The sequence below is a fragment of the Nocardioides ureilyticus genome (assembly GCF_051280745.1).
In the GTDB taxonomy this organism is placed as follows: domain Bacteria; phylum Actinomycetota; class Actinomycetes; order Propionibacteriales; family Nocardioidaceae; genus Nocardioides.
Window position 1 is genome coordinate 51,758 of sequence record NZ_JBNCOG010000020.1, and the last position, 26,686, is coordinate 78,443.

Sequence of the window (26,686 nt, forward strand, 5' to 3'; positions counted from 1 at the left end):
GGCGCATGGAGGCGCAACGGCGACGGACGGTCGTGGTCGGGGCCGGCATCGCCGGCCTGGCTGCCGCCCGCGCGCTGCTCGACGAGGGCGACGACGTGCTCGTCCTCGAGGCGGCCGACGAGACCGGCGGCAAGCTGCGGCGCCGCGAGGTCGCCGGCTCGTACGTCGACGTCGGGGCCGAGGCGATGCTGAACCGCCGACCCGAAGGGGTCGATCTGGCCCGGTCGTTGGGCCTCGACCTCGAGCACCCGGCCATGACCTCGTCGCGGATCTGGACCCGCGGGGCGCTGCGCCCGCTCCCGCGCTCCCTCATGGGCGTGCCGCTGGACCTCGACCAGCTCCGCGACTCCGGCGTCCTCGACGACGCCGCTCTGGCCCGGGTCGAGCGGGAGCCGAGCCTGCAGCCGGAGGCGCTGGCCGACGACCTGTCCGTGGGCGACCTGGTGGACCGGCGCTTCGGCCCCGAGGTGACCGACCGGCTCGTCGAGCCGCTGCTCGGCGGCGTCTACGCCGGTCGGGCGCGCGAGATCTCCGCGCGGGCGGCGGTGCCGCAGCTGGTCGGGCTCGCCGAGCGCGGCTCGCTCCTCGAGCAGGCCGCGGCGCTCACGTCGTCGGGGGCCACGACGTACGACGGTCCCGTCTTCGCCGGCCTCGACGGGGGGATGGCGCGGCTGGCCGAGGCGCTCGCCGCGGACGTGGCCGCGCGGGGCACCCTGTGCACCGGCGTGACGGTCCGGGCCGTCGAGGCCCGCGCGGGCGGCGGCTACCTGCTGACCTGCGGGCCGACCACCGCGCCGGAGCGCGTGACGGCCGACCGGCTGGTGCTCGCCACCCCGGCGGCCCCGACCGCCCGGCTCCTGGCCGACCTCGCCCCGGCCGCGGCGGCCGAGCTTCGCGCCGTCGAGTCGGCGTCCGTGGTGGTGGTGACCCTCGCCGTCCGGGCCGACGACGCGGGAGTCCTCGCCGGCACGGGCTCCTCCGGCTTCCTGGTCCCGCCCGTCGAGGGCCGGCGGATCAAGGCATCGACGTTCTCCTTCGCCAAGTGGGCCTGGGTCCGCGCCGCCGGCGCCGAGGAGGGGGTCGTCCACCTCCGCACCTCCCTCGGGCGGCACGGGGAGGAGCGCACCCTCCAGGCGACCGACGAGGAGCTGGTCGCCTGGTCGCTCGCCGACCTCCGTGAGGCGACCGGCCTGCGGGCCACCCCCGTGGACACCCACGTCCAGCGCTGGGGCGGCGGGCTGCCGCAGTACGCCGTCGGCCACCTCGACCGGGTCGCCCGCATTCGGACCGCGGTCGCCGACCTGCCAGACCTGGCTCTATGCGGCGCGGCCTACGAGGGTGTCGGGATCCCGGCGGTCATCGCCTCGGCGCACCGCGCGGTCGCGGAGCTCTGAGCGACCCGTCCGGCCAGCAGGGCGACCAGGCACCCGGCGAGGACGAAGAGCGCCGCCAGTCCCAGCCACCCGATGAGACCGCGGTCGATGGCCGTCGCCGTGATCACCAGCGGAGCAAGCATGCCGGCCACCGAGTAGCCCATCTGCGAGACGCCCTGGTAGGCGCCGGCGCTGCGCGGGTCGGCCAGCTCGAAGGCGAGGGCCCACCCGCCGGCCTCGGTGAGGACCTCGGCCAGGGTGCTGACGACCGCGGCGGCCACGAGCACCAGCACCGCGACGACCGCACCGGTCGTGCCCGCGGCGGCGAGCAGGACACAACCCAGTGCCAGCAGCAGCCCGCCACGGCGTACGGCCCGCCCGGCGGCCGCCACGTCGTGCGTGCCCCGGGAGGCCGGCACCTGGAGGAGTGCGACCAGGACCGTGTTGAGCAGCAGCATCGCCGACACCATGACGGTGGGCGCCTCGGTGTGGTGGGCGACCCACAGCGGGATGCCGACGGTCTGCAGCCCGAACTGCATGGCGATCACCGAGTTCAGTGCGGTCGAGGCGAGGTAGGTGCGGTCCCGCAGCGGTGAGCGCCCGCGCACCAGGTCGGGTGGGGCGGTCCGGCCGCGTGTCGGTGCCAGGGCCGCGGACAGGGCCGGCACCCGGGTTCGCAGGTTCCTCAGCGGCAGGACCGCGAGCAGGGCCACCAGACCGACCAGCACCATGGTGACCCGGAACGCGCCGGGGGTGCCGACCAGCAGCGCGAGCGCGGCGAGCGCCGTCCCCAGCCCGATGAAGACGTTGGTGACGACCCGCAGCCGGGCGCGCACCGCGACCCGGTCGGGTCCGGTGTACCAACGGGCGAGCAGGGTCTGCCTCGCCGTGCCCTGGATGCTGCGCGACCCCACGGCGACACAGGCGACCAGCACGAAGGTCACCGCGTCGTCGGCGACCACGTAGGCCAGCAGCGCGAGGCCCTGCACGACCGTGGCGAGCACCTGGAGCCGATCGGCTCCGAAGCGGTCGGCGAGCCCGCCACCGGCGAACGACCCCAGGACGCCGCAGGCTCCGGCGATGGTGAGCCCGAGCCCGACGGTCGTGGCGGGAAGTCCGACGACGGTGGTGAAGTACAGCGCGCTGACCGTGTAGAAGAGGCCGGTCGACAGGGAGCCTGCCATCGACGCCACCGACAGGGCCCGGGCGACGGGGTCGGCGGGAAGGAGGGTTCGCACCAGCACGGGACCGTTCTCGCACGGGTGCTGACCCTGCGGCCAACGATGTAGCGTCGTGCTTCATGGTCGAGGGGTGCTGGGGATGATCGAGTACGAGCTCGGCGGCCCGGACCTGGCCGATGTGCGGTTCGCCATCTCACCGCTCAACGAGCTCGCCCTGTCAGTACGCACCTTCCGCGACCCCGGCCGCTACCCCCTCCACCTTCCGTGGCTCCGGCTGACGGAGAGGGCCCGCGCGGACCTCGACGGCGAGGTGCTGACCGCCCTCACCAACACCGCACTCTGGACGCCGGACTTCCTCCACCCGCGACCGACGAGCCCGTTGACCCGCATCCGCGACGAGCTCGACCGGGTCGCCGACCTGCCGCCGCGACTGGTCCGCGTGAAGCTCGCCGAGGTCCACGGCGAACGGCTTCCCCCCGCCCTCAGCGGCCGGACCGACCGCGTCCTGCGGCGGGTGGTGCGCGCGCTCGAGGAGTACTGGGAGGCGTGCTTCGCGCCGTACTGGCCGCGGATGCGGGCGGTGCTGGAGGCCGACGTCACCTACCGCGGTCGCGTCACGGCCCAGCGTGGGCTCGCTGCCATGTTCGCCGACCTGAGTCCGAAGGTCCGGCTGGAGGGGAATGTCGTCACGGTCGCCACCGCGCTGCCCTGCGGGTATCGCCGGACCACGACGGGCGCGGGCCTCACCCTCGTGCCGTCGCTGTTCTCGCGCGGCGGCTCGACACCGATCACCGCGGAGCAGGACCCCCAGGTGATGTACGCCGCGCGCGGCATCGGTGCGCTGTGGCAGAGGGAGCGCCCGGAGGTGCCCGGGAGCCTGGCCGGCCTGGTCGGCACCGCCCGCGCCCGACTGCTCGTCCTGCTCGAGGCCCCCGCCTCGTCCACCGAGCTCGCCGTACGCCTCGGGGTGACGACCACCGCGGTCAACCAGCACCTGCGAGCGCTCAGGGCAGCAGGCCTGTTGACCTCCGCTCGGCACGGTCGGTCGGTGCTCTACCTCCGCTCGGGTCTGGGGGACCGGCTCGTCGCCGCCACGGCTTGAAGGGGACTCGCTGGCCCGGCGCGGCGCGCAGCTGTGCCTCGTTGTCCCTGTCGTGCGGGACAGCCGGCCCGCGAACCTCCTGCCATGACGACACAGACCACCACCTCCATCACCACGACCCACCCCGTCCGGACCGACCTGGCGTCGGATCCGGCAGCGACGCCGGGCACCCGCACCGCCCACCGCGGCCGGCTCTGGGCGTTCGCCGGTGTCGGCGCCGGCCTTGCCGGCGTGGGCGCGATCATCACCTCGAGCCTCGTCGACGCCGTCTACGACCCGGACATCCAGGGCGACGCCGTCGCCATCGCCGACAAGCTCGCCACCCAGACCGAGGCGGCCTTCGTCTTCCACACCCTCGCGCTCGTGAGCGCGGTGCTGCTGGTCGTGTTCGCCGCCGGCCTGCTGCGCCGCATGCGGTCGACGGACGCCGACGGCCTCGCGCCCCACGTCGCGTTCGCCGGCCTGGCGGGCACGTCGGTCGTCTCGGTCATCGGCACCAGCCTGGACACCGAGTTCCTCTTCGGGCTGCCGCACCAGGACCAGCTCGTGGCCGACAACGTGGTGATGTACGGCCACTGGATCGGCACGGTGCCGTGGTGCTGGGTGCTCGCGGGCCTGGCCGGTCTCGCCCTCCACGTCGCCGGTCGCAGCGGCGGCGTCCCGCGATGGATCGGCCGGGTCGGCCTGGTCCTCGGCGGCCTGACCCTCCTCGCGGGCATCTCGCCGCTGCAGTACCTCGCCGGCATGACCGGCCCGCTGTGGCTGCTCGTCACCGCCCTCGGGTTCTCGGTCGGCGACAAGCGGCACCGCGGCGCGTGACCCACCCGTGACCGACACTTCTGCTGCCGGTTCGGCCCCGCCGGGGCCGGGCCGGCAGCACACTGTCCCGGTGACCGCCCGCGCCACTGCTCCGGACCCGCAGCGCACGCGGTGGGCGGTGCTGGCGCTCCCGGCGGTCTGCGCCCTGGTGCTCGGCCTCACCGTGTGGCTGGAGCTGCGCCTGCCCGCGCACATCCCCGGCGACGGCCTGGCGCCCGATCCGGGATGGACCACGGCCGGCACCGGGATGCTCCTGGCCGCGATGGCCGCCGTCGTGCTCGTGCACGACCGGCGGCAGGGCCTCGGCTGGGCGCTGGCGTGGTTCGGCCTGTTCTGGAGCCTCGACGGGCTCTCCCAGGCGTGGTTCCGGGCCGGCCTGGCCGAGGCGGAGCCCCTGCCGGCGATGACCTTCACCGCGTGGTTCCTGCTCCGCTTCACCTCGCTGCTGCCGGTGACGGTGGCGGTGGTCGCACTGCTCTTCCCGACGGGGCGCTTCATCGAGGGCGCATGGGGCACCGTCGGCCGGGTCGCCCTCGCCGTCATGGTGGTGAGCGCGCTGACCTACGTGGTCGTGCCCTCCGGAGGGTTCGAGCAGGTCGGCCGGTTGCCACCGGGGACCGACCCCGACCCGACGACGATCCGGGCCCTCGCGCCGTACGCCGACGGGCTGCTCGCCGCCGCCGGCGCGGCGCTCGCGGTGGCCGCCCTGGTGCCCCTGGTGACCGTCGTGCTGCGCTACCGCCGCGCCCGCGGGCTCGACCGGGACCGGATGCGATGGCTGCTGTGGGCGGTCGTCGCCGCCGCGCTCCTCATCGTGCTGGTCGCCGTGCTCGACCTCGGCCGGCTCGAGGAGCTGGTGTTCTTCCTCGTGGTGAACCTGGTCCCGGCCGCCATGACGGTGGCCGTGGTCGCCCCGCGGGTGGTCGACGTCGAGGACCTGCTCGGCCGCACCCTCGCTGTCGGCGGGGTCGGTCTGGTCCTGCTCGTCGTCGACCTCGCGGCCGTCACCGCGCTCACCACCCTGCTCGGTGACGCGCTGGCCCAGCGCGAGGTCGTCGGTCTCGTCCTGCTGCTGACCGTGGCGCTCTACGGACCGCTGCGCATCCGCGCCCAGGCGTGGGTCCGGCGGGTCCTGCTCGGTCGGCGCGACCAGCCGTACGACGTCGTAGCCGGCCTCGCCTCGACCCTCGAGACCTTGGACGAGGGGCCCGAGCAGCTCGCCGCGGTCGCCCGTGCCGTAGCGACGGCCTTCGGCGTGCGCTACGTCAGCGTCGAGGTCGACCGCATCGGCGGCGAGCGGCTCGCCGCGACGTACGGGCAGCGGCCGGTCGAGGTCCGCACCCTCCCCATCACCTACCGCGGCAGCGAGGTCGGCCGGCTGGTCCTGCCCGCCCGGGGGCTCCGGGGCCGGCTGGGCCGCCGCGACGAGCAGCTCCTCGGCGACCTGGTGCGCCAGGCCGCCACCGCGGCGCGCACGACCCGGCTGGCCGAGGAGCTCCAGCAGAGCCGCGAGCGGCTCGTCCTCGCCCGGGAGGAGGAGCGCCGCCGCATCCGCCGGGACCTGCACGACGGGCTCGGCCCCTCGCTCAGCGGCGTGGTGTTCCGGCTGGAGTCGGCGCGGCTGCTGGTCGAGCGCGACCCCGACGCGGCGCGCGAGCAGATCACCGGCACCAGCACGCTCGTGCAGGAGGTCGTCGCCGACGTTCGACGGCTGGTCCACGACCTGCGGCCCCCGGCGCTCGACGACCGCGGCCTGGTCGGCGCGCTGCGCCAGCAGGCCGAGCAGGCGGCGGTGCCGACAGAGGTGGAGGCCGACGACCTCGGCCCGCTCCCGGCCGCGGTCGAGGTCGCGGCCTACCGGATCGCGGGGGAGGCGATGACCAACGTCGTACGCCACGCGCGGGCCACCCGCTGCTGCGTCCGCTTGACCTGCACGACCGGCGCCCTCGTCGTCGAGGTCGTCGACGACGGCACCGGGATCCCGGCCGACGTCGAGGCCGGCGTCGGGCTGGTCTCGCTGCGCGAGCGGGCCGCGGAGCTCGGCGGCCGTGCCGAGGTCACCTGCCCGCCGGAGGGCGGCACCGTCGTCCGGGCCCACCTGCCGCTGTCCGACCGGTCCACCAGCACCCACCCGAAGGAGCACCCATGAGCAGCGAGACCCGGGTCGTCGTGGTCGACGACCACCAGATCGTCCGCGACGGGCTGGTCGCGCTGCTCGGCGCGCTCGACGGCATCGACGTCGTCGGCGCCGCGGCCGACGGCCGGGACGCCATCCACGTCGTCGGGGAGGCCCGGCCCGACGTGGTGGTGATGGACATCCAGATGCCCGAGCTCGACGGCATCGAGGCGACCCGGTTCCTCACCGCGCGGCACCCGGGGGTCCGGGTCGTGATGCTGACCATGAACGAGGACGACGAGACCGTGCTGGCCGCCATCCGCGCCGGGGCCTCGGGTTACCTGCTGAAGGGCTCCGGCGCCGAGGAGGTGGAGACCGCCGTCCGGGCGGCGGCGTCCGGCGGGATGGTCTTCGGCGCCAGCCTGGCCGGCCGGGTGGCGTCGTACTTCGCCGGCGCGAGCGCCCCCGCCGCCTCGCGTGCCGACGACCCGTTCCCCGACCTCACCGAGCGGGAGCGCACCGTGCTCGAGCTGCTGGCGGCCGGCCGGTCGAACGACGCGATCGCCGGCGAGCTGTACGTCTCCGGCAAGACCGTGCGCAACACCGTCTCCGCCATCTACGCCAAGCTGCACGCCGCCGGCCGCGCGGAGGCGATCGTCAAGGCCCGCGAGGCGGGCTACGGCCGCTCGTGAGCGGGCCACGGCCGGGCGGCACAATGGGGCCATGACCGAGAGCAAGTCCAACGCCGCCCGCACCCGCGAGATCAACGACTCGATCCGCTACACGATGTGGTCGGTGTTCCGGTTGGCCGACGTCCTCGGCCCGGTCGACGGCGGGGCGGACCGCACTGCGGAGGCCGCCGAGGTCGAGGAGCTGTTCGCCGAGCTGGCGGAAGCGGACGTGGTCGTCCGCGGCGTGTACGACGTGAGCGGCCTGCGCGCCGACGCCGACGTGATGGTCTGGTGGCACGCCGAGGACTCCACCGACCTGCAGTCGGCCTACCACCGCTTCCGCCGCACCGCCTTCGGCTCCCGCCTGGAGCCGGTCTGGTCGCAGATGGCGCTGCACCGTCCGGCGGAGTTCAACAAGAGCCACGTGCCGGCGTTCCTCAACGACGAGGAGCCGAAGAAGCACATCTGCGTCTACCCGTTCGTGCGCTCCTACGAGTGGTACCTCCTCGAGGACTCCGAGCGCCGCCGGATGCTGGCCGAGCACGGCAAGATGGCTCGCGACTACGCCGACGTCCGGGCCAACACCGTCGCGAGCTTCGCGCTCGGCGACTACGAGTGGATGCTGGCCTTCGAGGCCGACGAGCTGTACCGCATCGTCGACCTGATGCGGCACCTGCGTGCCTCCGACGCCCGCCGCCACGTCCGCGAGGAGGTGCCGTTCTACACCGGCGCGCTCACCCCGGTCGCGGAGCTCCTCGAGCGCCTGCCGTAGCCCGCGGCGCGACGCCGGACCGGTCCGGCCAGGAACCGACCCGTAGCCGGCCGCGTCCCACGGCCATGAAGACGACGCTCGCGGTGCTCCTGGCCGCGCCCCTGCTCGTCCTGTCCGCCTGTGCCGGCGACGAGCCCACGACGGCGAACGACCCCGCGGCCGACCCGCCCGCGGACCCGCCCGCCTCCCAGCCGGCCGAGCCGCGGCCCTCCACGGTGCCGGCGGCCGAGGGCCAGGTCCGCACCAGGGACCTCGCCACCGTGATGGACACCGGCAAGGGGCCCGCCGAGCTCTGCCTCGGGCCGGTCGCGGAGTCGTACCCGCCGCAGTGCGGGGGGCCCGAGCTGGTCGGCTGGGACTGGTCGCAGACCCAGGGTGTCTTCGAGCGCCAGGGAAAGGTCCGCTGGGGGTCGTTCATGGTCACCGGCACCTGGGACGGCAGCCGGTTCACGGTGGAGGACGCCGTGCCGGCCGCCCTGTACAGCCCGATCGTCACCGAGCCGTCGCCCACGCCGACGCCCGCCACGACGTACACCGCCGAGGAGCTCCAGCAGGTCCAGCGCGAGGTGCAGGACCTGCCCGGCGCGCAGGGGGCCTACGTCGAGGGCGGGCAGGTCGTCGTCGACGTCACCTTCGACGACGGCACGATCCAGGCTTGGGCCGACGAGACGTACGGCGAGGACGTCGTGCTGGTGCGGTCGCAGCTGGTGCCGACCACCTGAGGCCCTCACCGACGCGCCGTGCTGCCCAGCGTGCGCCGGGGCGCACGCTGGGCAGCACGAGCGTCCCCGAGCGGCTGGTTCAGCAGCTGACGTCCCTCCTCGGCCGGACTTCTCAGGGAGAACCGGCACTTCCCAGGGGAAGTCTCGGCCGAGAACCGTCGGTTTCCCCGGGGAACCGGGGAAACCGACAGCCGCTCAGCCCTGCTCGGCCGGCTCGAGCGTCAGGCTGACCGAGTTGATGCAGTACCGGTCGCCGGTGGGGGTGCCGTAGCCGTCGGGGAAGACGTGACCGAGGTGGGAGCCGCAGCTGGCGCAGCGGACCTCGACCCGCTTCATCCCGTGCGAGTTGTCCTCGATGTACTCGATCGTGTCGGTGATCGGCTGGTAGAACGACGGCCAGCCGCAGCCGGAGTGGAACTTGGTGTCGGACTCGAACAGCTTGGCCTGGCATGCCCGGCAGCGGTAGACGCCGGTGGTCTCGGTGTCGTTGTACTCGCCGGTGAAGGCTCGCTCCGTGCCGGCCTGGCGCAGCACGGCGTACTCCTCGGGGGAGAGCTCCTGGCGCCACTCCTCGTCGGACTTCTCGACCTGGTAACCCATGCCTCCAGCGTACGGCGGCACACCAGCCGGGCGGCCGCGTCGGACGTCCGAGCGGTGACCGCCACCGTTGACCTGGCCGGAGAACATGTGTTCACTCGTTTCGTGACCGACGTCTCGGGGTAGGGAGGCCGCATGGCAGGGACGATCCCGTGGGAACGGGTGCGCAAGGCCGGGTCGACGCTGACCACGCCGCTGGACCCCGACGACTACCTGCGGTTCCTGAACCCGCTGTGGACCTCGCGGGAGCTCCGCGGCCGCGTCGAGAAGGTGATCCCCGAGACCGACGACGCCGCGACGCTGGTCATCCGGCCCGGCTGGGGCTGGCGCTACAAGCACCGACCGGGCCAGTACGTCGGCATCGGCGTGCAGGTCGACGGCAAGTTCCAGTGGCGCTCCTACTCGGTCAGCTCGCCGCCCAAGCGCAAGGGCCGCACGATCGCGATCACGGTCCGCGCCATGCCGGAGGGCCTGCTCTCCTCGCACCTGGTCAAGGGGCTGGAGCCGGGCACCATCGTCCGCCTGGCGACGCCGGAGGGTGACTTCGTCCTCCCCGACCCGCCGCCGCAGCGGATGCTCTTCCTCGTGGGCGGCAGCGGGGTCACCCCCGTCATGTCGATGCTGCGCACGCTCGACCGCCGCCGGTCGATCGGTGGTGAGGGCGGCGCCGACATCGTCATGCACTACTCCTCGCCGACGCCGGACCGGATGATCTTCCGCGAGGAGCTCGAGGCGCTCGCCGAGAAGCACGAGCACTTCACGCTCCACCAGCTCCACACCGACCTCGACGGGATGCTCGAGCTCGAGCACGCCGAGCGCGGGCTCGACACGATCTGCCCCGACTGGCGCGAGCGGGAGACCTGGGCCTGCGGGCCCGGGCCGATGCTCGACGCGATCAGCGAGCACTACGAGAAGGAGGGGCTCGCCGAGCAGCTCCACCTCGAGCGGTTCACCCTCAAGCTCGGCGACCAGGGCGGCGAGGGCGGGACGATCAGCTTCCGCAACTCGGGCAAGTCCATCGAGGTCGACGGCGCGACGACCGTCCTCGAGGCCGGCGAGCAGGCCGGCGTCGGCATGCCGTACGGCTGCCGGATGGGGATCTGCCACACCTGCACCCTCACCCTCGTCGAGGGGACGGTGCGCGACCTGCGCAACGGCGACGAGTTCGGCCAGCCGAACGAGCCGGTGCAGACCTGCGTCACCGCCGCCGTCGGCGACTGCACGCTCGATATCTGAGCAGCGCCCGCCAGCACGACCAACCAGCACGACGACCCAGCACGACCACCACCCACCCCCGCACGACCCAGCACTGGAGGCCCGATGGCCATCGCGGACGTCAAGGAGTACACCCACCTCTCCGAGGAGGAGGTGGAGCAGATCGGCCGGGAGCTCGACGCCATCCGGCAGGAGGTCGAGGAGTCGCGGTGCGCCGCCGACGCGGCGTACATCAACCGGATGATCAAGATCCAGCGCGGCCTCGCCGCCGCGGGCCGGGTCTCGATGCTCGCCGGCACGTGGGGCGGCCGGTGGGCGCCCAAGGCCGAGAAGCCGGTGCTCGCCGCCGGCGCGACGTTCCTCGCCCTGGCCAAGATCCTCGAGAACATGGAGATCGGCCACAACGTCATGCACGGCCAGTGGGACTGGATGAACGACCCCGAGATCCACTCCTCCAACTGGGAGTGGGACACCGCGCAGCCGGCCGAGCAGTGGAAGCACAGCCACAACTACATCCACCACCAGTTCACCAACGTCCTCGGCTACGACAACGACATCGGCTACGGCATCCTGCGGATGGCCCGCGAGCAGAAGTGGCACCCGGTCAACCTCGGCCAGCCGGTCTACAACGCCCTGCTCGCGACGCTCTTCCAGTGGGGCGTGGCGCTGCACGACCTGGACCTCGAGCGGATCCGCAAGGGGCAGAAGGACCCCAAGGAGATGAAGCGGCAGCTGCGCCAGATCGCGCGCAAGGGCCGCAACCAGATCCTCAAGGACTACGTGGTCTACCCGGCGCTCTCCGGCGCCCGGTACAAGGAGGTCGCGATCGCCAACGCCGCGGCCAACCTGACCCGCAACATGTGGGCCTACGTCATCATCTTCTGCGGTCACTTCCCCGACGGGGCGATGCACTTCACCGAGGAGGAGCTCGAGGACGAGACCCGCGCGGAGTGGTACCTGCGCCAGATCCTCGGCGCGGCCAACTTCAAGGGCGGGCCGCTGCTGCACATCATGAGCGGCAACCTCGGCTTCCAGATCGAGCACCACCTCTACCCCGACCTGCCCAGCAACCGGTACGCCGAGATCTCGGTCAAGGTGCGCGCGCTCTGCGACAAGTACGACATCCCGTACACCACCGGTCCGCTGCACCGGCAGTACGGCCAGGCGCTGCGCACGATCATCAAGCTCTCGGTCCCGAACAGCTGGACCAGCAGCAACGACCCCGCCCCGCCCGAGCGCAGCGACACCGCGAACGAGCCCTCGCGCGACCGGCGCCGCAGGTCCGACGACGAGCGGCCGGCACGCCGGATCGAGCTCGGCGCCTACTCGCGTAGCCCGCGCGAGCGCAGCCACGACGACGAGGAGGGCTGAGACCGCCGATGGATCCCGCTCCCCGGGAGTTCTCCGAGCTGCCGCGCGACCCCGAGCTGGGGGTGCCCGTGCCGTTCGCGGCCGGCACCGACGTCGGGTACGGCGACCGCCCGGCCGGCACGCCGGTGTCGGCCCGCTCCCTCGACAAGCGCCGGGTCACCCAGTGCGCCCTCAGCCGGGTGTGCGGCATCTGCGGCGCGGGGCTCGGCCGGCCGCTCGCCTTCGTCGGCACCCGCACGGAGGTCGGTCGCAACGCCTTCCACCTGCCCCCGGCCCACGTGGCCTGCGCCGACGCCCTCCTCGCGGCGTACCGGGGCGTGGCCGAGCCGGTGCTCGGCCTCGACGCGGCACCGGCGGAGTGGGTGCTCTCGACCACCGCGAGCTTCGAGTTCGTCCGGCCCGGCCGCGACGACCTCGACAAGCGGCCGACGTTCCAGCCGAGCGCGGTGCTGACCGAGGTCCGCTAGCGTCGCGCCATGCCCAAGGCCGCAGCGGCGACGGTGGTCGCCGGGGACCGCGAGGTCCGCGTCACCAGTCCCGACCGCGTGATATACGAGGCGACGGAGTCGACGCCCGAGGTCACGAAGCTGATGGTGGCGCAGTACTTCGCCGATGTCGACGACGGGCTGATGAGGGCTCTGCGCGACCGGCCGACCGCGCTGGAGCGCTGGCCCAGCGGCGTGCGCCCGGGGATCACCCTCGCCACCGGGCGGCCGGGGGAGAAGGCCGAGGCGTTCTACCAGAAGCGGGTGCCGAAGGGCGCGCCCGACTACCTCGAGACCGTCGAGGTGACGTTCCCGTCGGGCCGGACCGCCGAGGAGGTCTGCCCGACGGAGGTCGCGGTGCCGGTGTGGTGCGCCCAGATGGGCACCCTCACTTTCCACCCCTGGCCGGTGCGGCGCGTCGCGGGCGATCCCTCCAGCGTGGACCGCCCCGACGAGCTGCGCATCGACCTGGACCCGCAACCCGGGACGACCTTCGCCGACGCGGTGCGGGTGGCGGGTGTCGCGCGCGAGCTCCTCGAGGAGCTCGGCCTCCGGGGCTTCCCCAAGACCTCGGGCAACCGCGGCATCCACGTCTACGTGCGCATCGAGCCGCGCTGGGAGTTCACGGACCTGCGGCACGCCGCCATCGGCTTCGGCCGGGAGCTCGCCCGGCGCGACTCCGGGGTCACCGTCGAGTGGTGGAAGGAGGAGCGAGGCCGGCGGATCTTCGTCGACTACAACCAGAACAACCGGGACCGGACGATCGCGTCGGCGTACTCCCTCCGCCCGATCCCCGGTGCCCCCGTCTCCACCCCGGTGACCTGGGCGGAGCTCGCCGAGCTGCGCGACCCCCGCACCCTCGACCTCTTCACCGTCCCCGACCGGCTGGCCGACGGCGACCCGTGGGCGGAGATCGACGACGTCGCCCACTCGCTGGACCCGCTGCTGCGGTTGTGGGAGGAGCTGCCAGGCGGTGAGCTCAACTTCCCGCCGGACTACCCGAAGATGCCCGGGGAGCCGCCCCGGGTGCAGCCGAGCAAGAAGGTCGCCTCGCACTGGGACGAGCACGGCAACCGGGTCGAGGACGCGCGCTGACCGCGCTCAGCGCATCGACTCGCGGAACACCTCGAGCATCTGATACGCCGGCCGCGCGGCCTCCCCAGCCGGGTGCGGTCCTGCTGGGAACGGGCCGGGCTCACCTCCGCGTCGCTCCGAGGCCGGGAGGCCGATAGCCTCGCCCGGTGAGCGAGCGACCTGCGGCACCCGGATCGGCTCCCGGATCGGCCCGGCCCCGGCTGGTGGTCGTCACCGGCTCCGGGCGCAGCGGCACCAGCACGGCCACCGGAGCCCTCGCCCGCCTCGGCCTTCACGTGCCCGGACCGCTCGCGCCGGCCGACGAGCGCAACCCGAAGGGCTTCTACGAGACCCCGTGGGTCATCGAGACCAACGGTCGGGTGCTGGCCTCGGTGCCGATCCGCGGCAACGACGCCCGGCCGGACGCCGCCGACCTCGCGGACGTCGCCGGGGACGACGAGGCGCTCGTCGCCGAGATCGCCGACTGGTTGACGGGCCACGTGCGTGCCCACGGCCAGCTGGTCGTCAAGGACCCGCAGATCTTCTGGCTGCACCGTGTGTGGCGCGCGGCCGCCGACCGCGCGGGCGCCGACCTGTCCTTCCTCACCATGCTGCGCCACCCGGTGGAGGTCGCCCGCTCCCGCGACACCGCCTACCTCACCGACAAGGACGCCGAGCACCGCCGGGTCCGCGAGGTCAGCAACGTCGCCGCCTGGTGCAACGCCGCCTACGCCACCGAGCGCGCGACGCGGGGCGGCCGCCGGGCGTTCGTGCGCTACGACGACCTGCTGGCCGACTGGCGAGGCGCGCTCGCCCCGCTCGAGGAGCGGCTCGGCGTGAACCTCGACGCCGGCGTGCGCAGCGCGGACCACCACGAGGTCGACGACTTCGTCGACAGCGGGCTCAACCGATCGCGCGGCAGCTGGGAGGAGACGTCGGTGCCAGCTGCGCTGCGCGACGTCGCCGAGCGGACCTGGCAGGCCGTCACCGTCCTCGCCGACGATCCCCACGACGCAGCGGCGGTGGCGGCGCTCGATGCCGCCCGCGAGGAGTACGTCGGCCTCCACGCCGACGCCGTCGCGCTCGCGGCGGACCACACCGAGGCCGCCGTCCGGATCGCCCGCCGGGAGCAGCGCGAGCTGCTCCAGCAGGTCCGTCAGCGCAACCAGCGGCTCCGGGCCCGGGTCGAGGAGCTGGAGGAGGCGCGGGAGCAGCAGCCCGGTGCCAGCGGCCTCCCGGTCCAGCTGGCGCGCGGGCTGCGTCGCCGCAGGGCTCGCCGCTGAGCGTCGCCGCTGAGTGCCCGGCGCGGGCGGCTCAGCGCCGGGTGAGCCGGATCTTATGCAGCGGGGTGTCGGCCACGCCCGCCTCGACCAGCGCGCGGTGCAGCATGGGCGTCAGGGTCTTCACGTACGTCGCCGTGACGTGGCTGCCCTGCCGGTAGACCAGCGTGTCGGCGACCACCGGCGGGCACACCGCCAGGCCGGGCGGGCAGATCCAGCGGTTCAGGTCGATCAGGGGGAGATCGCGGTCGGCGGCCACCGCCTCCAGCAGCGGCGTGCCGGCGCCCGCCAGCCGCTCGGCGGTCCGCTCGAACCCGCACGAGCGGTAGGAGTCGGCCCGGTCCACGCAGTCGTAGCTCGCGAGGTCGGGGGAGGTCGGGCTGTCGGCGAGGAACACGATGCGGGTGCCCAGCGCGCGGAGCTCGTCGACGGCGCGCTCGAAGCCGCCGGTCGACGCGTCGTAGGACGAGCTCATCTGGGAGAGGAGCACGACGTCGGGCGCGCCGGCCTCCCGGAAGTGCTCGAGCAGGGCGGCGGTGTGCGCCGCGCAGTCCTCGACGACCCCCGTCACGCTGAGCGCGCACGCGGACTTGACGTGGACGTCGAGCCGCCAGCCCTCCCGCTTCGTGATGGAGCGCAGCGCCGGGAACCACTGCCCGGCCTTGGAGTCGCCGACGAGCGCGACGACCTGGGAGGAGGCGGGGTCCCCGAACTGGCAGTCGGTGCGCAGGTCGGGATTGCCGAGCGGGACCTGGCACCCGCCGCGCAGCGGCGCGTCGTCCGGGGCGAGCGCGGGCGGCGGACTGACCGGTCCGTCGTCGTCGTAGAGCCGCGTGGGGTCCGGCACGAGCGTCCACCGCTCTGCGGTGGGGTCGGCGACGAGGGCCTGGGCTCCCGCGGTCCGGGGGGCGTCGTCGAGGTCCGGCACGCTGGCCCACACCGCCGCGGCCGCCGCGAGGGAGCAGGCCACCAGGCCCGCGCCGAGCGCGAGTGCCCGGCGGGGCCGGCCGAGCCGGGGGTGGAACCGGACAGGGTCCTCGACCAGGTGCTTGGTCACCCAGGCCAGCGCGACCGCGAGGACCCCGCCGACCAGGAGACGGGCCGGCAGGCCGAGGTCCGGCGCGCGGACGTCGCTGAGCACCAGCAGCGGCCAGTGCCAGAGGTAGACCGCGTACGACAGCCCGCCCAGCCACACCAGCGGGCGCAGGGAGAGCAGCCGTGCCGGGGCGGTGGCCGGGGCGCCTACGGTCTGCCAGCCGGCGGCGATCACCGCGGCCGTGCCCAGGGTCGGGAGCAGTGCGGCCGCGCCCGGCCAGGCGGTGGCGCTGCTGAAGACGAGGGCGGCGGCCACGACCGCGAGCAGGCCGGCCGCTGCGAGCGCCGTCGCTGCCGGGCGAGGGAGCCGTACGCCGCGCGCGCCGACCACCGCCAGGACCGATCCCACGGCCAGCTCCCAGAAGCGGGTGGTGGAGACGAAGTAGGAGCGCGCCGGGTCGTCGGCGGTCAGCAGGACCGACCAGGCCAGCGACGCGGCGGCGAGGCCGGCCGCGACGGCGCCCAGGACGCCCAGCTCCAGGGCGGCGAGCTCCCGACCGCGGTGGGCGCCGAGCCGACGGACGCCCAGGGTGACGCCGATGATGAGCAGCGGCCACAGGAGGTAGTACTGCTCCTCGATCGCCAGCGACCAGTAGTGCTGCAGCGGCGAGGGGAGGTCTCCCTCGGCGAGGTAGTCGACCGAGCGGTCGGCGAGGACCCAGTTGACCGACCAGGTCGCGGACCCCGCGACGTCGGCGGCGAGGTTGCGGTGCTGCGACCCGGGCAGCAGCCACCATCCGGCCGCAGCGGTCGCCAGCAGCACCAGCGTGGCGGCCGGCAGCAGCCGCCGGGCGCGGCGAGCGTAGAAGCGCGGGAGCGAGACGCGGCCCCCGTCGGCGCTCTCGCGGAGCAGCAGGGCGGTGATGAGGTAGCCGCTCACGACGAAGAAGACGTCGACGCCGACGAAGCCGCCCGGCACCACCGTGGCCCCGGCGTGGTAGAGCACCACGAGCCCGACGGCGAGCGCGCGCAGGCCCTCGATGTCGAGCCGGACCTGGCTGCGGCCGGTGCGGCCGGCACGGCGCGCGGCGCGGCGCTCGGCACGTCCGGGCGGGGCCAGTGCGGACGTCATCGGGCGACGAGGTGCACCACGCCCGGGTGGGCGGCGACCTCCCGGGCGAGGTGCGCAGGCGCCGGTCGGTCGAGCAGGACGGCGCGTGCCCGGTCGAGGAGGTCCAGCCCGTCGCGGAGGCCCGGGAGCTCACGGGTCCGCACGACGTCGGCGAGGCCGAGGGCCGCGGCCGCTGTGCGCACCTCGTCGGGCCGGCTGCTGCAGAGCACCAGCGCCGTGCCGTGCCGCGTGCGGGCGGGGAGCGCGTGCACGGCGGCGAGGGCCGGCAGGTCGGCCGGGGCGACGTCCCCCAGGTGCAGCACCACGTCGGTGCCCGCGGGCACCGACGCCGCGCCGCGCCACAGGTGCGGGGGGACCGGCTCCCACGGCTCGACCCGGGCGCGGGCGCGCACCCCCGCGACGGTCGCCGGGTCGCTGCAACCCGCCACCACCCCCTCGAGCTCCTCCACGGAGGGGAGCACGAGCTCGACGGCCCCCTCCAGGGTGGCGCGGTCGGTCCCACGATCCACCTCGGCCACCCAGCGCAGGCCGGGCCGTGCCTCGGCGAGGGCAGCCGCGAGGGCGCCCGGGGCGCCCGGCACGGTCCGCACCGTGCCGTAGGGAGCGCCGCGCTCCGTGGTGTCGTCGAGGCAGGCCAGCGCCCACCGGAGCAGGTCCTCCCCCGCGGGCGGCGTCAGCAGCCGCCCCAGGTAGGGCTGGGCGGGACCGGTGTCGGCCGCGGCCCGCAGGTGCCCGGTCGGCCGCGCGCTCAGCACGTCGACGACCGTCTCCCGCTGGCGCACGCCGCGCAGGGCGGCCAGCACGCCCGGTGCGGAGAGGTCGGTCTCCTCGAGGAGCAGCAGCTCGGTCGCGCTCCGCGCGTTGACCGTCTCCCAGCGGACCGACGCCTCGCCGTGCGCCTGCCCGTGCGCCTCGGCCATGGCGACGACCTCGGGGCGGCGTGCGGGATCGGCGAGCAGGAAGCGCCGGACGTGCGTCGACAGGGACCGGGCGGTCCGCTCCAGCACGGGGTCCAGCGAGCGGCGGGTCCGCGGCACCTCGGCCAGCGAGCGGAGACCCTCGAGGCGGCGAACGACGCTGAAGTCGATGCTGGCGTCCTGGCGGGACAGCGAGCCGTGGCCGCAGAGCCGGTAGTAGACCGCGTCGTCGTTGTCGAGCACGTCGAAGGTCCACCCGGCGCGGGAGAGCACCCCGAGCCAGAACAGGGTGTCCGACGCGCTCCGCAGCCGGGTGTCGAAGCCGGCGGCTCGCGCGGTCGCGGTCGGGACCAGCTTGCAGACGTTGAGCGACACGGCCTCGGGGAGCTCCTCCGCGGGCACGCGCTCGCCCCGCCGGGCCGCGAAGGCGACCGCGTAGGAGTTGGCGAGGTCGGGCTCGGCCCCGACCTCTGCGACGTCGGCGATCTGCGCCAGCGGGACGACCCCGGGCGCCGCCGCGGCCAGCAGCCGCTCGAGGTAGGCGGGGGAGAGCCAGTCGTCGTCGTCGAGCATCGTCATCCAGGTGCCGCGCGCGGCGGCCACCCCGACGGCGCGGGCGTGGGCGACGCCCGGCCGCGGGCTGCTGACCTCGCGCAGCCGCAGCCGGGGGTGCCGGCGGCGGACCTCCTCGACCACGGCGGGGACCTCGGTCGTCGGTCCGTTCGGGACCACCACGACCTCGAACCGCTCGGGCGCGAGGGTCTGCTCGGCGAGGGAGGCGAGCGCCCGCGGGAGCTGGTCGGGGCGCCCGTACGTCGCCAGCACGACCGAGACCTCCGGATCGGCCGGTACGCCGCCGGCCGCTGCGGCGTTCACCGAGCCGCCCCTCCGGGGGCTGCGGAGGCCACCGGTCCGGCCGGGAGGTCGGCGACCGGGCCTGCCACCAGTCCGGTCAGCACACCGGCGGCCGCGGCGACGTCGCCGAGCACCGTCGTGTGCCGCAGCGGCAGCCGGGACATCACGCTGCCCGGCTCGACGATCGCCCACACGGGCGTGCCGCTGCCGAGGTAGTCCGACAGCTTCGAGGGCAGGTAGGGGTTGCCGCCCGGGCCGTGCTCGCTGGAGTCGGCGTCGTTGACGACGAGGACGTCGAAGCGGCGGCACAACGCCAGGAAGTCGAGGAAGCCGGCGTAGGGGTTGACCACCACGCAGTCGCCCAGGCCCGCGTCCCCCACCGCCGTCGAGATGGCGGCCGGGTCTTGGGTGAAGACGTGCAAGCGCACCCGGGAGCGCACCTGCGGCGCGAGGCCGGCGAGCGCTCCGGTCACCTCGGTCAGGCCGCGGGTGGGGTAGAAGGCGCCGAAGTAGGCCAGGTGCACGTAGCCCGGCTCGAGCTCGTAGGCCGGCTCCTGCAGGTCGTAGAACCGCGGCGGCAGCGTGGGGTGGTGGCGCACGGCCGACACGGCGCGCACCCGCTCGGCCAGGGCCGGGTCCGGGCAGTAGCCCAGCATGTGCTCGCGCTGGTTCTCGTTGGTGAAGAGCACCTCGTCGGCCAGGGCGTACGCCGCCAGCTCGGCGAGCTCGAAGGTGTTGCCGTCGGCAGGCGGCTCGACCCCGGCCCCACGGAGCCCGGCGAGCAGCTCGTCGAGCAGCGGCCCTCCCGTGGCGCTGCCGGGGCGGCGCCGGTTGTGGATGGTGCGGCTGATCGGGTCGGAGAACTCGGCCACCCACGGGACCGAGGGGTTGCGCAGCTTGTACTGGGCCGCGGCGAGGTGGGAGGCCACCCACATCGCCCGCGAGGTGACCGAGCGGTGGTCCTTGCCCCACTCCTCCAGCTGCGCGTGGACCCGCGCCGACCAGTCCTCCACCGCGGTCCAGGAGACGAAGTGGGGGACCCCGCCGAGGGCGGCCAGCCGTCCGACGTACGGCGCGGCGATGGCGTCCAGCGAGGGGTCCCGGTCGCGGAGCCCGTCGAGGTCCTTGCAGATCACGTCGACGAGGAGTCCCCGCTCCCGGACCCGCCGGGCGGCGACGATGCCGGCGGTGCCGACCCAGGGCGTGAAGCAGTAGTAGAGGGCGAGGTGCTCGGCGGCGTCACCGTTCACCACCGGCCAGGACACCCGGCGCAGCCGTCGCGCCTCGACGTCCTCCACGACGGCCGCCCGCTGGCCGGGCTCGCGGGCGAGGAAGCCGCGCAGGTGGCCCAGCTGGGCGCGCACCACGTGCTCGGTCACCCGCTCCACCTCGGGGGACCGGGGCTCGACCTCCTCGAGGCTCTGGATGCAGGCGAGGCGCTGGCTGACGGCGAAGTCGTACGTCGGCTCCTGGCGGGACAGCGAGCCCGGCACCCGGGTGCGGAGGTAGCAGGCGCGCCGGTCGCGCAGCACGCGGAAGCGGAACTGCTGGTGGGCGAAGGCCTTGGTCCAGAACACGAAGTCGGACCCGCCCCGCAGCGAGTGGTCGTAGCCGACCTCGCGGGCGAGGGCCACCGGGACGAGCTTGCCGACGTTGAGCGAGATGCCCTGCGGGAGCTGGTCGACCGCGACCGTCCCGTCGTCGGCCAGGGCGTCGTCGGCCAGGAGGGAGGTGAGCGCGCGGGAGTAGTAGTTGTCGAAGTCCGGACGGTCGGGGGCGTCGGGCTCGACGTCGGCGAGCCACGCCGCCGGCACCACGCCCGGCTCGACGGCCGCGAGCAGGTCCTCGAGGAAGTACGGCGTGACCCGGTCGTCGTCGTCGAGGATGGTCATGTAGCTGCCGCGAGCGGCCCACAGGCCGACGGTGCGCGCGTGCGCGACGCCGGGCCGCGCCGAGTGCAGGACCCGCACGTCGGTCGCCGCGTGGTGCGCGACCACTGTCTCGACCGCCTCGTCCACCGCTTCCCGGGTGCCGTCCGCGGGCCCGTTGACGACCACGACCACCTCGAACCGGCCGGCGTCGAGCGTCTGGTCCGCGAGCGAGCGGAGGGCCCGCCCGACCAGCTCGGGGCGGCCCCGGGTCGCCATGACGACCGAGATCTCGGGTGGCAGACTGCCGCTCATGCTGACGACCTGCACGTCCTCTCCGCAGCTCGGTGCTCGGGCCCGTCCCGGGGCGGGGGCCACCCGGTGACGACCGGACGCGAGGATACGCGACCGGCTCGCGTCGTCGTCGTCGGCGCGGACCGGCCCGAGGCAGCACAGGTCTTCGGTGGCGCCTTCGACCGGATGCTCACCACGACGTACGACGAGCTGGTCGCCGACCTGGCCGCCGAGCGCACCGCCCTCGAGGAGGCCGGCCTGGGGCCCGACCCGGTGCGGTTCGTGGGCGTCGCCGCCGGCCCCGGGATGCAGGCTGCGGTCGACGAGGCCCTGGCCATGGTGCGGACGGCTGCGGCTGCGGGCGAGGACGCTCCCGAGCTGGCTGTCGAGGTGCCGTGGGACCTCGACGCCCTCGACCACCTCCGCCAGCGGCTCACCTCACCGGGAGCTCCGCCGATCAGCGACGTCCGCCGCTATCGGGACCGCCCGTGCCTGGTCCTCGGCGGTCCACCGGCGCCGACCACCGATCCGGCCTGGGTGGTCAACGCCCTGCTCACCGTCGGCACCACCGCACCCGACGCCCGCGTCGCGGAGCAGCAGCGGGTGGCCGCGGACTGGGAGCGTGCCAGCGCGCACGCACAGCTCGAGCGCAAGGACGCCGAGCTCGAGCGCGTGCGGCGCCGCCTGGTCGAGACGCGGCGGAAGCTGCAGGAGCTGGAGGGCCCGCGCGACGGGAAGGGCGGGGGCGGCCCTCGGCGGGGTCGGCGCGCCCACGGGTCCTCCGCAGCGGCTGCCTCGCCCGCCGCCGCCCCACCACCCACCGTCGTGGGGCTGCTCGCAGCAGTCGGTCGTCGGACCGGCCTCGGGGTGCTCGGGGGCGCCGTGGTGGTCGCACTCGTGGCGGCAGCCGCGGTGGCGGTGCCCGCGCTCGTCCTCGCCGCGGTGGCGGGCAGGGTCGGCGTCGCGATCGGGCTCGCGCTGGGCGTGACCCTGGTCGCCTGCGCCGTCGTCGCCACGCTGGTCCTGGTCGGTCAGCGTCGTACCGCCGCCCGGCTCGAGGCACTGCAGGATGCGGTCGGACGGCAGGGCCGCACGGCGGACCAGCGCGGCCGCGACCTGCGTCGCGCCATGCGCCGGACCGGCCGCGACCTCGCCGGGCAGAAGGCCTCGCTGAGGGGCGTCGCGCGCAACGTCCGGCGGCTGCACGACCAGGTCCGCACCACGGCGAAGGACGAGGGGCTCGTCACGCGCCGCCAGGTGCAGGCCGTGGTCAACCTGGCCGCCATGGTGCCGCTGCGCGGCGGAGTGCCGGCGCTCGGCGGCTGGGCGGCCTCGCCCGACTTCGCCGTCGAGGTGGTCGACCGACTCCTCACCGAGCGCCCCCGCGTCGTGGTCGAGGCGGGCAGCGGGGCGTCCACGCTCCTGCTGGCCCTCGCCGCGCGTGAGCACGGCCTCGACACGCGGATCGTCTCGCTCGACCACGACGCGCACTTCGCCGCCCGCACGCGCGAGCTGCTCGAGCGGCACGGCGTCGCGGACCGCGCCGAGGTGCGGTGGGCGCCGCTCGCGCGCACGCACGTAGTCGGCCACCTCACCCCGTGGTACGACGAGGAGGCGCTGGCCGATCTCCACGACGTGGGGCTGCTTGTCGTCGACGGCCCCCCGACGGGCACGGGCCCGGCCGCGCGCTACCCGGCCGTGCCGCTCCTGCAGGACCGGCTGGCGGCGCGGTGCACGATCGTCGTCGACGACACCGGCCGCCAGGACGACCGGGAGGTGGTCGACCGGTGGGCGCGGCTGCTGCCTGACTTCGACCGCACGGACCTGCCGCTCGAGAAGGGCGCCTCGATCCTGCGCCGCGGCTGAGGGATCCGCTCAGAGCCGGTGCGCCTTCTCGCCGGTGGTGCGGCCCCGCGTGTCGAGGAGGCAGGCGGCCGACTGCTCGAGCGCGGCGACGTCGTACTCCGCGTGGTGCTGCAGCAGCACCGTCACGTCAGCCCGCCCCACGGCGGCGAGCACGTCGTCGTCAGCGCGGACGGTGCCCGCGACGTCCCAGTGCTCGACGTGGGGGTCGTGGTACTCCACCCGGGCCCCGAGCTGCAGCAGGCGCTTGGCCACGTCGAGCGCCGGGCTCTCGCGCTGGTCGGCGATGTCGGGCTTGTAGGTGACGCCGAGGAGCAGCACCGTGCTGCCGCGCACCGCCTTCTCCTGGTCGTTGAGGAGGGCGGTCACCCGGCTGACGACGTAGGCCGGCATCGAGGAGTTGATCTCCTGGGCCAGCTCGACGAACCGGAAGCCGTAGCCGAGCTGTGTGCGCACCCGGTGGCTGAGGTAGTTGGGGTCGATCGGGATGCAGTGGCCGCCGACGCCGGGCCCGGGGGTGAAGGCCTGGAAGCCGAACGGCTTGGTCGAGGCCAACCGGATGACCTCCCAGAAGTCGATGTCGAGCTCGTGGAAGAACCGCACCATCTCGTTGACGAGTGCGATGTTGACGTGGCGGTAGGTGTTCTCCAGCAGCTTCGCCGACTCGGCCTCGCGGGTGCCGCGGGCGACGACGACGGTGTCGACGACCTGGGCGTAGAAGGCCCGCGCCCGCTCCTGGGCCGCCGGGTCGTCGGCGCCGACCACCTTGGGCGTGTTCTTCAGGCCGTACGTCGGGTTGCCGGGGTCGATGCGCTCGGGGCTGTAGGCGAGCGGCAGCTCGTCGGGGCCGAGGCCGGAGAGCTCCTCGAGCAGCGGGCGCACGACCTCCGCGGTCGTGCCGGGATAGGTGGTGGACTCCAGCACCACCAGCGTGCCGGGACCCAGGTGCGGCCCGATGCCGCGGCAGGCGCTCTCGACCGCAGCCAGGTCCGGCCCGCCGTCCGCGCTGAGCGGCGTCGGCACGCAGATGACCACGGCGTCCGCCTCGGCGACGCAGGAGGCGTCGGAGGTGGCGGTGAAGCCGGCGGCCAGCATGGCGCCGACCTGCTCGTCGGAGAGGTCGTCGACGTGGGAGCGGCCCGCGTTCAGCCCCTCCACCACGCGCGGGGAGACGTCGAGCCCGGTCACCTGCAGGCCGGCCCGGCAGGCCTCCGCGACGAGCGGCAACCCGACGTACCCGAGTCCGACGACGACGAGGTCGCTCATGTTGTTCCCTTCCCGGGCCGCTGCTGGTGCTAGGTTCTGGCCGCCCCGCACCCTAGCCCGAGGACGTCCCCGATGACCGACGCCCCCGCCCACACGCCGGTGATCTGGCACGTGACCGGAGCGCGGCCGAACTTCCCGAAGGCGGCGCCGGTGCTGCGGGCCCTGGAGGCGCGGGGCTGGGCCCAGCGGCTGGTGCACACCGGGCAGCACTACGACGACAACATGTCGACGATCTTCTTCGAGCAGCTGTCGCTGCCCAAGCCCGACCTGAACCTCGGTGTCGGCTCGGGCAGCCACGCCGTCCAGACGGGCACGATCATGATCCGCCTCGAGGAGCTGTGGTCGGCCGAGCGGCCGGCGCTGGTCGTGGTCTACGGCGACGTCAACTCCACCGTCGCCGCCGCGATGGTGACCAGCAAGCTGGGCATCCCGCTGGCCCACGTCGAGGCGGGCCTGCGCAGCTTCGACCGGACGATGCCCGAGGAGGTCAACCGGCTGGTCACCGACCGGCTCAGCGACCTGCTCCTGGCCACCAGCGTCGACGCCGTCGGGCACCTCGCCCGCGAGGGCGTCGACGGTGACCGGGTGGTGCTCGTCGGCAACCCGATGATCGACACGCTGCTGGCCCACCGCGACGAGCTCGGCCGCCACCGGCTCGCCGGGGTGCCGGAGCTCGCGGGCCTCTCGGGGGCGTATGCGGTGGCGACGCTGCACCGCCCGGCGAACGTCGACAGCGACGCCGCCCTCGCCGGGCTGGTGGCGGCGCTGCGGGCGACCGCCGACCAGGTGCCGGTCGTGCTGCCGGTGCACCCGCGCAGCCGCGGCGGGCTGACCCGCGCCGGCCTCTTCGAGCACCCGCAGGTCCACGCCGTCGAGCCGCTGGGATACCTGGAGTTCCTCAGCCTGGTCGACGGCAGCGCCCTGGTCGTGACCGACTCCGGAGGCATCCAGGAGGAGACCACCGTGCTCGGCGTGCCGTGCCTGACGCTGCGTCCGAACACCGAGCGCCCGGTGACGATCACCGACGGGACGAACCGGCTCGTGACCGCCGAGGGGCTGGCCGACGCGGTCGCCGCCGCCCTCGCCGCCGGCCGGCCGGCGCAGTGGAAGGTGCCGCCGCTGTGGGACGGCCACGCCGGCGAGCGGATCGCCGAGGCCGTCGAGGCGCTCCTGCGCTGAGCCGCGCCCGGCCCGGGTGGCCCCCGGTGGCCCGGCCCGGGCGGGGTCACCGCTCCCAGGGGGCGGCGACGGGGTAGTAGCGCGGGAAGAAGTCGGCGAGCAGCTCCTCCAGCCGCTCGGCCCGCAGGGCGTGGTCGTGGTGGTCGCCCAGGCACAGGAAGTCCTGGTCGCGGCCGAGGACCTGCCGCAGCTGCTGCTCGACGTCGGCGTTGCTGAGGTTGACGTAGGCGAGGTCGCCCTCGGCGAGGGCGGCGGCGCCGGTCAGCAGCGCGAAGTGCTGGGCCAGCGAGCTGAGCGTCGAGACGTCGGTGTCGCTGCGGAACGGCGCGTGCGCGGTGGCGTCGAGCGCGTCGGGGAAGGCCGCCTCCAGCTCCTGCAGCACCGAGACCCGGTGGGGGTGGGGCGTGTGCGCGAGGTGGTGGGTGGTCACGGCGCCGAACCGCTCGCGCAGCAGCGCCCGGTTGTTCAACGCGGCCGTGACGTACGGCGCGGCGTCGGCCTGGTCGGGCAGGCCGACCGCCGAGGGCGACGGGAAGACGGCGAGCTGGCCGGCCGGGGAGAAGAACGCCTCGGGCCCCAGCGGCCGGCCGAGCAGCACGTCGTCGTTGAGGTAGACGAAGTGCTCGGTCAGGCCGTCGATGCGGTGCAGGCCGGTCTCGATGGCGTGGGAGTTGAAGGTCGGCAGGGCGCCGGCCGGCAGGATGTCGCGGTGGTCGACGAGGTTCACCCTCGGGTGGTCGACGTCGAGCCACGCCGGGACCTGGCCGGCGGTGACCAGGTGGATCCGGCGGACCCAGGGTGCGAAGAGGTGGAGGCTGCGCATCGAGTACCGCAGCTCGCCGCGGTCGAGGAAGCGCGCCCGCCCGCTCGACTGCCGGGTGTGCGCGGTCCCCGTGACCTCCGCGAGGCGCGCCTGACGCGCGGCGTCCCACTCCGGGTCGCTGCCGTCGACCCAGGTGTAGACGACGTCGACCGGGAAGCGGCACTCCGTCACCGTCGGCTCGGCCATCAGGGGCAGGGTCGGCACGGTGACGCCGTCGACCTCGACCTCCACGGCCGTCGCCAGCGACGCGGCGTCCAGCCGCTCGGCGTACGCGTTGCGCCGGGGGGCGACCAGCGAGCCGTCCGGCCCCGCCTCCCACAGCTGGACCTCCACGCTGCAGCCGGCGGCGAGGTGGGTGGGCCCGTCGGCGTCCTCGGGCCACGGCTCCAGGTGCAGCACCGACGTGCGCCCGCGGCGCAGCCCCTCGGCCATCGCGGCGACCGGGCCCGAGCGGTTCCCGCGGTGGTGGTCGGCCGGGTCGCGCAGGGAGAGGTACGCCGGCAGCGGTGCGGCCGCGAGGTGGCGGAGGAAGGCGTCGCGGGCGGCCATCGGCAGCACGACCACCGGCGAGGGGCGCTCGTGGGCGGGCACCACCAGCCACGGGGCGCCGGTGGCCCGGGCGGCGTCGGCCGCGGCGCTCAACGCGCGGCTCCGGGCCTCGGCCGGCGTCACGTCG

21 protein-coding genes are annotated in these 26,686 nt (G+C 74.7%); 14 read left to right on the top strand and 7 right to left on the bottom strand.

Annotation, left to right across the window (positions count from 1 at the left end):
* The first annotated feature begins 5 nt into the window (after positions 1 to 5).
* Positions 6 to 1,394: a protoporphyrinogen oxidase gene (hemG, locus tag ACSMHG_RS12605; RefSeq protein WP_435745494.1), complete on the top strand. Its 1,389-nt coding sequence runs from the start codon at positions 6 to 8 to the stop codon at positions 1,392 to 1,394.
* On the opposite strand, the gene ACSMHG_RS12610 is transcribed toward hemG, so the two are convergent.
* The gene (locus ACSMHG_RS12610; RefSeq protein ID WP_435745495.1) at positions 1,331 to 2,617 is read right to left on the bottom strand and encodes an MFS transporter; all 1,287 of its coding nucleotides are present in this window, start codon (positions 2,615 to 2,617) and stop codon (positions 1,331 to 1,333) included. The genes hemG and ACSMHG_RS12610 overlap by 64 nt on opposite strands.
* Before the next feature lie 76 nt (positions 2,618 to 2,693).
* Between ACSMHG_RS12610 and ACSMHG_RS12615 the strand changes: the two genes are divergently transcribed.
* The 6 genes from ACSMHG_RS12615 to ACSMHG_RS12640 all read left to right on the top strand — a co-directional run bounded on the left by ACSMHG_RS12615 (position 2,694) and on the right by ACSMHG_RS12640 (position 8,756).
* A complete protein-coding gene (locus tag ACSMHG_RS12615) occupies positions 2,694 to 3,656 on the top strand; it encodes an ArsR/SmtB family transcription factor (protein ID WP_435745497.1) in 963 nt (320 codons plus the stop codon).
* An 84-nt stretch (positions 3,657 to 3,740) separates the two neighbouring features.
* Positions 3,741 to 4,475: a hypothetical protein gene (locus ACSMHG_RS12620; RefSeq protein WP_435745499.1), complete on the top strand. Its 735-nt coding sequence runs from the start codon at positions 3,741 to 3,743 to the stop codon at positions 4,473 to 4,475.
* A gap of 70 nt (positions 4,476 to 4,545) precedes the next feature.
* Positions 4,546 to 6,624 (top strand): sensor histidine kinase, encoded by a 2,079-nt coding sequence (locus tag ACSMHG_RS12625; protein ID WP_435745501.1) that lies wholly within the window; start codon positions 4,546 to 4,548, stop codon positions 6,622 to 6,624.
* Complete coding sequence (locus ACSMHG_RS12630) at positions 6,621 to 7,283, top strand: response regulator transcription factor (protein WP_435745504.1); 663 nt, start codon at positions 6,621 to 6,623, stop codon at positions 7,281 to 7,283. Before ACSMHG_RS12625 ends, ACSMHG_RS12630 begins: the two co-directional genes overlap by 4 nt.
* 31 nt (positions 7,284 to 7,314) lie before the next feature.
* Positions 7,315 to 8,034, top strand: a complete 720-nt coding sequence (hemQ, locus tag ACSMHG_RS12635; RefSeq protein WP_435745507.1) for a hydrogen peroxide-dependent heme synthase — start codon at positions 7,315 to 7,317, stop codon at positions 8,032 to 8,034.
* Positions 8,035 to 8,099: 65 nt separating this feature from the next.
* The gene (locus ACSMHG_RS12640) at positions 8,100 to 8,756 is read left to right on the top strand and encodes a hypothetical protein (RefSeq protein WP_435745509.1); all 657 of its coding nucleotides are present in this window, start codon (positions 8,100 to 8,102) and stop codon (positions 8,754 to 8,756) included.
* 195 nt (positions 8,757 to 8,951) lie between these two features.
* Here ACSMHG_RS12640 and msrB read toward each other — a convergent pair whose 3' ends face one another.
* Positions 8,952 to 9,356 carry a peptide-methionine (R)-S-oxide reductase MsrB gene (gene msrB, locus ACSMHG_RS12645; protein WP_435745512.1) on the bottom strand — a complete coding sequence of 135 codons (405 nt, stop codon included), beginning with the start codon at positions 9,354 to 9,356 and terminating at the stop codon, positions 8,952 to 8,954.
* A gap of 132 nt (positions 9,357 to 9,488) precedes the next feature.
* Here msrB and ACSMHG_RS12650 point away from each other — a divergent pair, with 132 nt between their 5' ends.
* The 5 genes from ACSMHG_RS12650 to ACSMHG_RS12670 all read left to right on the top strand — a co-directional run bounded on the left by ACSMHG_RS12650 (position 9,489) and on the right by ACSMHG_RS12670 (position 14,781).
* Entirely contained in the window at positions 9,489 to 10,589 is a 1,101-nt protein-coding gene (locus ACSMHG_RS12650) for a ferredoxin reductase (RefSeq protein WP_435745514.1), read from the top strand.
* An 84-nt stretch (positions 10,590 to 10,673) separates the two neighbouring features.
* Entirely contained in the window at positions 10,674 to 11,939 is a 1,266-nt protein-coding gene (locus ACSMHG_RS12655; protein WP_435745517.1) for a fatty acid desaturase family protein, read from the top strand.
* 8 nt (positions 11,940 to 11,947) lie between these two features.
* On the top strand, positions 11,948 to 12,406 hold the full coding sequence (locus ACSMHG_RS12660) for a hypothetical protein (protein ID WP_435745520.1): 459 nt from the start codon (positions 11,948 to 11,950) through the stop codon (positions 12,404 to 12,406).
* A 9-nt stretch (positions 12,407 to 12,415) separates the two neighbouring features.
* Positions 12,416 to 13,519 carry a DNA polymerase domain-containing protein gene (locus ACSMHG_RS12665; RefSeq protein ID WP_435745522.1) on the top strand — a complete coding sequence of 368 codons (1,104 nt, stop codon included), beginning with the start codon at positions 12,416 to 12,418 and terminating at the stop codon, positions 13,517 to 13,519.
* A gap of 146 nt (positions 13,520 to 13,665) precedes the next feature.
* A complete protein-coding gene (locus tag ACSMHG_RS12670; RefSeq protein ID WP_435745524.1) occupies positions 13,666 to 14,781 on the top strand; it encodes a sulfotransferase family protein in 1,116 nt (371 codons plus the stop codon).
* A 31-nt stretch (positions 14,782 to 14,812) separates the two neighbouring features.
* Here the strand turns inward: ACSMHG_RS12670 and ACSMHG_RS12675 are convergent, their stop codons facing one another.
* Genes ACSMHG_RS12675 through ACSMHG_RS12685 form a run of 3 tightly spaced genes read right to left on the bottom strand, consistent with a single transcriptional unit; the run spans position 14,813 to position 20,900 of the window.
* Positions 14,813 to 16,945, bottom strand: coding sequence for an acyltransferase family protein (locus ACSMHG_RS12675; RefSeq protein WP_435745526.1), 2,133 nt, complete (start codon positions 16,943 to 16,945; stop codon positions 14,813 to 14,815).
* A complete protein-coding gene (locus tag ACSMHG_RS12680; RefSeq protein WP_435745528.1) occupies positions 16,942 to 18,738 on the bottom strand; it encodes a glycosyltransferase in 1,797 nt (598 codons plus the stop codon). Before ACSMHG_RS12680 ends, ACSMHG_RS12675 begins: the two co-directional genes overlap by 4 nt.
* Entirely contained in the window at positions 18,735 to 20,900 is a 2,166-nt protein-coding gene (locus ACSMHG_RS12685) for a glycosyltransferase (RefSeq protein ID WP_435745530.1), read from the bottom strand. The genes ACSMHG_RS12680 and ACSMHG_RS12685 overlap by 4 nt, the downstream gene beginning before the upstream one ends.
* Before the next feature lie 66 nt (positions 20,901 to 20,966).
* Between ACSMHG_RS12685 and ACSMHG_RS12690 the strand changes: the two genes are divergently transcribed.
* The gene (locus ACSMHG_RS12690; protein WP_435745532.1) at positions 20,967 to 22,745 is read left to right on the top strand and encodes a class I SAM-dependent methyltransferase; all 1,779 of its coding nucleotides are present in this window, start codon (positions 20,967 to 20,969) and stop codon (positions 22,743 to 22,745) included.
* 9 nt (positions 22,746 to 22,754) lie between these two features.
* Here the strand turns inward: ACSMHG_RS12690 and ACSMHG_RS12695 are convergent, their stop codons facing one another.
* Positions 22,755 to 24,008 carry a nucleotide sugar dehydrogenase gene (locus tag ACSMHG_RS12695; RefSeq protein ID WP_435745534.1) on the bottom strand — a complete coding sequence of 418 codons (1,254 nt, stop codon included), beginning with the start codon at positions 24,006 to 24,008 and terminating at the stop codon, positions 22,755 to 22,757.
* Positions 24,009 to 24,080: 72 nt separating this feature from the next.
* Between ACSMHG_RS12695 and wecB the strand changes: the two genes are divergently transcribed.
* Entirely contained in the window at positions 24,081 to 25,187 is a 1,107-nt protein-coding gene (wecB, locus tag ACSMHG_RS12700) for a non-hydrolyzing UDP-N-acetylglucosamine 2-epimerase (protein ID WP_435745536.1), read from the top strand.
* Between the two features lie 46 nt (positions 25,188 to 25,233).
* Here the strand turns inward: wecB and ACSMHG_RS12705 are convergent.
* A partial coding sequence (locus ACSMHG_RS12705; protein WP_435745538.1) for a stealth family protein occupies positions 25,234 to 26,686 on the bottom strand: 1,453 nt, incomplete at its 5' end.

Bases quoted from the DNA above. Each gene is read 5' to 3' on its own strand.
- hemG (WP_435745494.1), top strand. From the start codon at position 6: ATGGAGGCGCAACGGCGACGGACGGTCGTGGTCGGGGCCGGCATCGCC.
- ACSMHG_RS12615 (WP_435745497.1), top strand. From the start codon at position 2,694: ATGATCGAGTACGAGCTCGGCGGCCCGGACCTGGCCGATGTGCGGTTC.
- ACSMHG_RS12620 (WP_435745499.1), top strand. From the start codon at position 3,741: ATGACGACACAGACCACCACCTCCATCACCACGACCCACCCCGTCCGG.
- ACSMHG_RS12630 (WP_435745504.1), top strand. From the start codon at position 6,621: ATGAGCAGCGAGACCCGGGTCGTCGTGGTCGACGACCACCAGATCGTC.
- hemQ (WP_435745507.1), top strand. From the start codon at position 7,315: ATGACCGAGAGCAAGTCCAACGCCGCCCGCACCCGCGAGATCAACGAC.
- ACSMHG_RS12640 (WP_435745509.1), top strand. From the start codon at position 8,100: ATGAAGACGACGCTCGCGGTGCTCCTGGCCGCGCCCCTGCTCGTCCTG.
- msrB (WP_435745512.1), bottom strand. From the start codon at position 9,356: ATGGGTTACCAGGTCGAGAAGTCCGACGAGGAGTGGCGCCAGGAGCTC.
- ACSMHG_RS12650 (WP_435745514.1), top strand. From the start codon at position 9,489: ATGGCAGGGACGATCCCGTGGGAACGGGTGCGCAAGGCCGGGTCGACG.
- ACSMHG_RS12655 (WP_435745517.1), top strand. From the start codon at position 10,674: ATGGCCATCGCGGACGTCAAGGAGTACACCCACCTCTCCGAGGAGGAG.
- ACSMHG_RS12660 (WP_435745520.1), top strand. From the start codon at position 11,948: ATGGATCCCGCTCCCCGGGAGTTCTCCGAGCTGCCGCGCGACCCCGAG.
- ACSMHG_RS12665 (WP_435745522.1), top strand. From the start codon at position 12,416: ATGCCCAAGGCCGCAGCGGCGACGGTGGTCGCCGGGGACCGCGAGGTC.
- ACSMHG_RS12675 (WP_435745526.1), bottom strand. From the start codon at position 16,945: ATGACGTCCGCACTGGCCCCGCCCGGACGTGCCGAGCGCCGCGCCGCG.
- ACSMHG_RS12685 (WP_435745530.1), bottom strand. From the start codon at position 20,900: ATGAGCGGCAGTCTGCCACCCGAGATCTCGGTCGTCATGGCGACCCGG.
- ACSMHG_RS12695 (WP_435745534.1), bottom strand. From the start codon at position 24,008: ATGAGCGACCTCGTCGTCGTCGGACTCGGGTACGTCGGGTTGCCGCTC.
- wecB (WP_435745536.1), top strand. From the start codon at position 24,081: ATGACCGACGCCCCCGCCCACACGCCGGTGATCTGGCACGTGACCGGA.